Consider the following 4,266-nt stretch of genomic DNA (forward strand, 5'->3'; position numbering starts at 1 on the left):
AGCTACAACCCCTCGATGAACTATGCGCTGGCGATCTGCCATCTCGGCGACCGCTGCCTGGGGGCGCCGCCGTTCATCCAGCCCTTCCCCGGCTCCGAGCGCGCGCTGACGCTCGCCGAGGTGCAGGAGATGCAGACGCGGCTGACCAAGGCCGGGTTCGACACCGGCGGCACCGACGGCCGCGTCGGCAACGACACGATGAAGGCGATCAAGGATTTTCAGCAGCGCGCGGGGATCACGCCGGCGGACGGCTATGGCGGGTTGAAGGTGCTGGCGAGGCTGCGGCAGGGGTCGTAGCGCCCGCTCTCTCACTTTGTCATTGCGGGGCGCGCCACTTGGCGCGAGCCCGGAATCCATTGGTCCGCCTGGATTGCTGCGCGATGGATTCCGGGCTCGCGCTTCGCGCGCCCCGGAATGACGGCGATTGGGGTCAGTGCCTGTACTGAGGCTCCTCAGCATCCAGCTGCCTACGAACCGCGGCCAGATGCAATCGCGCGGATTCGGAATCGCCCTCGCGCATCTGCTTGTAGGTCTCGGCCGCAATCGCGGGATCGACGGCCAGCACCTTGCGCCCCGTCGACATCGCCAGCACCTGCACCTCGGCGGCGCGTTCGAGATAATAGAGATCGTCCCAGGCTTCCGCGATGGTCGGCGCCAGCACCATCACGCCGTGATGCTTCATGAAGACGATGTCGGCATCGCCGACGGCGGACGCGATCCGCGCGCCTTCGCGGTTGTCGAGCGCAAGGCCGTTGTAGTCGCGGTCGACCGCGGTGCGGCCGTAGAATTTCAGCGCGGTCTGCCCGGCCCAGATCAGGGGATCGCCCTCGGTCATCGACAGCGCTGTGGCGTAGGGCATGTGGGTATGGAAGGCGACCTTGGCGCGCGGCAGGCGCTTGTGCATCTCGGCGTGGATGTAGAACGCCGTCGCCTCGGGCACGCCCTCGCCGTTGAGCACGTTGCCGTGGAAGTCGCAGATCAGCAGCTTTGACGCGGTCAGCTCGCGGAAGGCGTAGCCGTAGGGATTGACCAGGAACAGATCATCATGGCCCGGCACCACGGCCGAGAAATGGTTGCAGATGCCCTCCTCGAAGCCGTTGCGTGCAGCCATGCGGAAGCAGGCGGCGAGGTCCTCGCGCGCGGTGCGGATCGCGTCGGAGGCGAGGTCCGGCCGGTTCGAGCGGAATGGCGCTGGCGTGGATGACGAAGAGTGAAGGCTGTGCGCCATGGCGAAGGAAACCCCTGTCGGTCGGAAGCTCCTCGCCTTCTACAGGRCCGGCGCCTGCGCGTCAGCCCCTGCGGGCGCCACCCTGCCCTTCGCAGCCCGCGCGGCGGCCTATTGCCGCCGTGGCACGCCGCCGGCGTTCATGCCGCCGTCGATCACGAGCTCGCTGCCGGTGACGTAGCGCGAGGCATCTGATGCCAGATACAAGACGCCGCTGGCGATCTCGGCGGCCTGCCCGGCGCGGCCGAGCGGCGTGACGACCCGGGCCCGTTCCTCCGGATCGATCGGCGCATTGCCCTGGTTGCCGGTCGCCCCCGTCGGGATCTTGCCCCAGATCGGGGTGTCGATGATGCCGGGATGAACGGAGTTGACGCGAATGCCGTCGCCCACAGCCGCGCACTCCATCGCGATCGATTTCGCAAACAGCCGCACGCCGCCCTTGGTGGCCGAATAGGCCGACAGCCCCGGCGAGCCGCGCAGGCCCGCTAGCGAGGACATCATGACGATCGAGCCGCCGCCGGTCTTGCGCATCAAGGGCAGGCAATGCTTGACCGAGAGAAACACGCCGTCGAGGTTGATCGCGTTCTGCTTGCGCCAGTCACCGAGCGTCATGTCGACGATCGAGGGCACGGCAATGCCGATGCCAGCGTTGGAGACCATGATGTCGAGCCGGCCGTAGCGCTTCGCGATCTCGGCGACGATCTCGATCCACCGCTCCTCGCTGGTGACGTCCTGCTCCAGGAAGATCGCCTTGCCGCCGGCCTTGGTGATGCGCTTGGCGAGCTCGGGACCGCGCAGCTCGTCGATGTCGGTTGCAATGACCGTCGCACCCTCGCGCGCGAACAGCTCGACGATCGCCTCGCCGATGCCGGAGGCGCCGCCCGTCACCAGCGCGACCTTGCCCTCAACCTGCCCTGCCATGTTCACTCCCTTTTTTTGTTGTTTGAGGCCGCTACTTAATCACGGATGGCCCCTGGTCCGGTAGCGCCACGTCGATGACGCGGAACTGCACGCGCTCGGCGCCCTGGTAACGGTCGACCGACAACGATCCCGCGACATGCAGTTGCTGACCGCGATTGGCGACCAGCGCATTGCCGAGCTTTTGTCCGACCGAACGGAACGCGATGCCGTTGACGATGGCGCCGTCGCCCGACTTGAAGCGTAGACGCAGATGCGCCTGGCCGACCTCATCGGCATAGACGAGCTGGTGCGCCGGCAGCGCCAGCACCGCTTCCGGGTTGCCGCTGCCAAAGGGCCCTGCGCGGTTGAGCGTGGTCGCAAGCTCCGTCGTCACCGCGCGCGCGGAGACGGCGCCGTCGATATAGAGCTCGTTGACGTGGCGCGCCTCGGCGACGTCGCGCGCCAGCGCATTTTCGAGATAGGCGCGGAATTCGGCGAGCTTCTCCTTGCGCAGCGTCACGCCCGCGGCCATCGCGTGGCCGCCGCCCTTGAGCAGGATGCCGTCGGTGACCGCCTGCCGCACCGCCTTGCCGATGTCGACGCCGGCGATCGAGCGGCCCGAGCCGGTGCCGATGCCGCCGGGCTCGAGAGCGATCGCAAAGGCCGGCCGCGAAAACTTCTCCTTCAGGCGGGAGGCGACAAGGCCGACCACGCCGGGGTGCCAGCCTTCGGACGCCGTGACGATGACGCCGAGCTTGTCCTCCAGCCCGATCGAGGCCAGCGCCTCGGCCTCGGCCTGTGCCTCGGCGGCCTGCTCGATGACGCGACGTTCGGTGTTGAGGCGATCGAGCTCGGCGGCGATCCGCGCGGCTTCGACACTATCGCCTTCGAGCAAGAGCCGCACGCCGAGATCGGCGCGGCCGATGCGGCCGCCGGCATTGACGCGCGGCCCCAGCATGAAGCCGAGATGCCAGGCCTCCGGCGGGCCGTTGAGCCGCGCCACATCCATCAGCGCGGTGTGGCCGACATGGTCGCGCCGCCGCATCGCGATCAGCCCCTTGGCGACGAAGGCGCGGTTGAGTCCGATCAGCGGCGCCACATCGGCGACCGTGCCGAGCGCGACGTGATGCAGCATGCCCAGGAGATCAGGCTCGGGCATCTCGGAAGTCCAGAAGCCGCGTTGGCGCAATTCGCGATTGACCGCGACCAGCGTCACCAGCACCAGCCCAACGGCGGCGAGATGGCCAAGGCCCGAGAGATCGTCGAGCCGGTTCGGATTGACCAGTGCATCGACCTCGGGCAACTCCGTGCCGGCCTGGTGATGATCGATCACGACCACGGACATGCCGAGGCGCTTGGCTTCCGCCAGCGGCTCGATGCTGGTGGTGCCGCAATCGACGGTCACGAGCAGCGTGGCGCCCTTCGCCGCCAGCGCACGCACGGCTTCGACGTTCGGGCCGTAGCCCTCGAAAATGCGGTCGGGGATGTGGATCAGCGGATCAAGCCCGCAATGGCGCAGGTGCCAGGCCAGCAGCGCCGCCGAGGTCGCGCCGTCGACGTCGTAGTCACCGAAGATCGCGACCTTCTCGCCCTTCTGTGCCGCATCCGCGATCCGCTTGGAGGCGGCCTCCATCTCCGTCACCGTGAAGGGGTCCGGCAGCAGCTTGCGGATGGTCGGGTCGAGGAAGTCGGGCACAGCGTCGATGTCGACCCCGCGTCCCGCCAGCACCCGCGCCAGCAGTTCCGGCAATTGGTGCCGCTGCACGATGGCGAGCGCCTGGGCCGCCCCACGCGCATCCAGCCGGTCGCGCCAGAGCTTGTCGGTGAGCGAGCGCGTCACCCCCAGGAACGCCTGGGGCGCTTCGACGGGCAAGGCGGTGGCGGGCGGCGTCATGACGAGCGGCTATCTGTTGGGAACTCGAGGTTCGGGCGATCACGCTGGCGCCCGGTCACTGGCTTAAGGGGATTGGCCGGGAAACCCCGGCGATTTGCAACGGCCGGGCCGCACAAAGCGGTGGATGGCCGGCCGACAGGCCGGAGTGACTATCATTTAGGCATTCCGTCGAACAGCAAATTAAGCAGGCGTTAGGCGGAATCCTCGAAAAAGAATCGTATTCGATCTGTAAGCGATTGTTCCGGGT

The 4,266-nt window shown here is 67.7% G+C and carries 4 protein-coding genes; 1 reads left to right on the forward strand and 3 read right to left on the reverse strand.

Features of this window, described 5'->3' with window-relative positions; translation table 11 throughout:
• Positions 1-297 (forward strand): peptidoglycan-binding domain-containing protein (locus tag AC1D00_RS29515; protein WP_477013094.1); only part of this gene is annotated, 297 nt, incomplete at its 5' end.
• A 133-nt stretch (positions 298-430) separates the two neighbouring features.
• Here the strand turns inward: AC1D00_RS29515 and AC1D00_RS29520 are convergent.
• The 3 genes from AC1D00_RS29520 to recJ all read right to left on the reverse strand — a co-directional run bounded on the left by AC1D00_RS29520 (position 431) and on the right by recJ (position 4,019).
• Positions 431-1,228 (reverse strand): aldolase, encoded by a 798-nt coding sequence (locus tag AC1D00_RS29520; RefSeq protein ID WP_477013095.1) that lies wholly within the window; start codon positions 1,226-1,228, stop codon positions 431-433.
• Positions 1,229-1,336: 108 nt separating this feature from the next.
• Positions 1,337-2,146 carry an SDR family NAD(P)-dependent oxidoreductase gene (locus tag AC1D00_RS29525; protein WP_477013096.1) on the reverse strand — a complete coding sequence of 270 codons (810 nt, stop codon included), beginning with the start codon at positions 2,144-2,146 and terminating at the stop codon, positions 1,337-1,339.
• 31 nt (positions 2,147-2,177) lie between these two features.
• On the reverse strand, positions 2,178-4,019 hold the full coding sequence (recJ, locus tag AC1D00_RS29530; RefSeq protein ID WP_477013097.1) for a single-stranded-DNA-specific exonuclease RecJ: 1,842 nt from the start codon (positions 4,017-4,019) through the stop codon (positions 2,178-2,180).
• Positions 4,020-4,266 lie beyond the last annotated feature (247 nt).

It is taken from the genome of Bradyrhizobium sp. P2_E8, from assembly GCF_056403875.1.

Bases quoted from the DNA above. Each gene is read 5' to 3' on its own strand.
- AC1D00_RS29525 (WP_477013096.1), bottom strand. From the start codon at position 2,146: ATGGCAGGGCAGGTTGAGGGCAAGGTCGCGCTGGTGACGGGCGGCGCC.
- recJ (WP_477013097.1), bottom strand. From the start codon at position 4,019: ATGACGCCGCCCGCCACCGCCTTGCCCGTCGAAGCGCCCCAGGCGTTC.
- AC1D00_RS29520 (WP_477013095.1), bottom strand. From the start codon at position 1,228: ATGGCGCACAGCCTTCACTCTTCGTCATCCACGCCAGCGCCATTCCGC.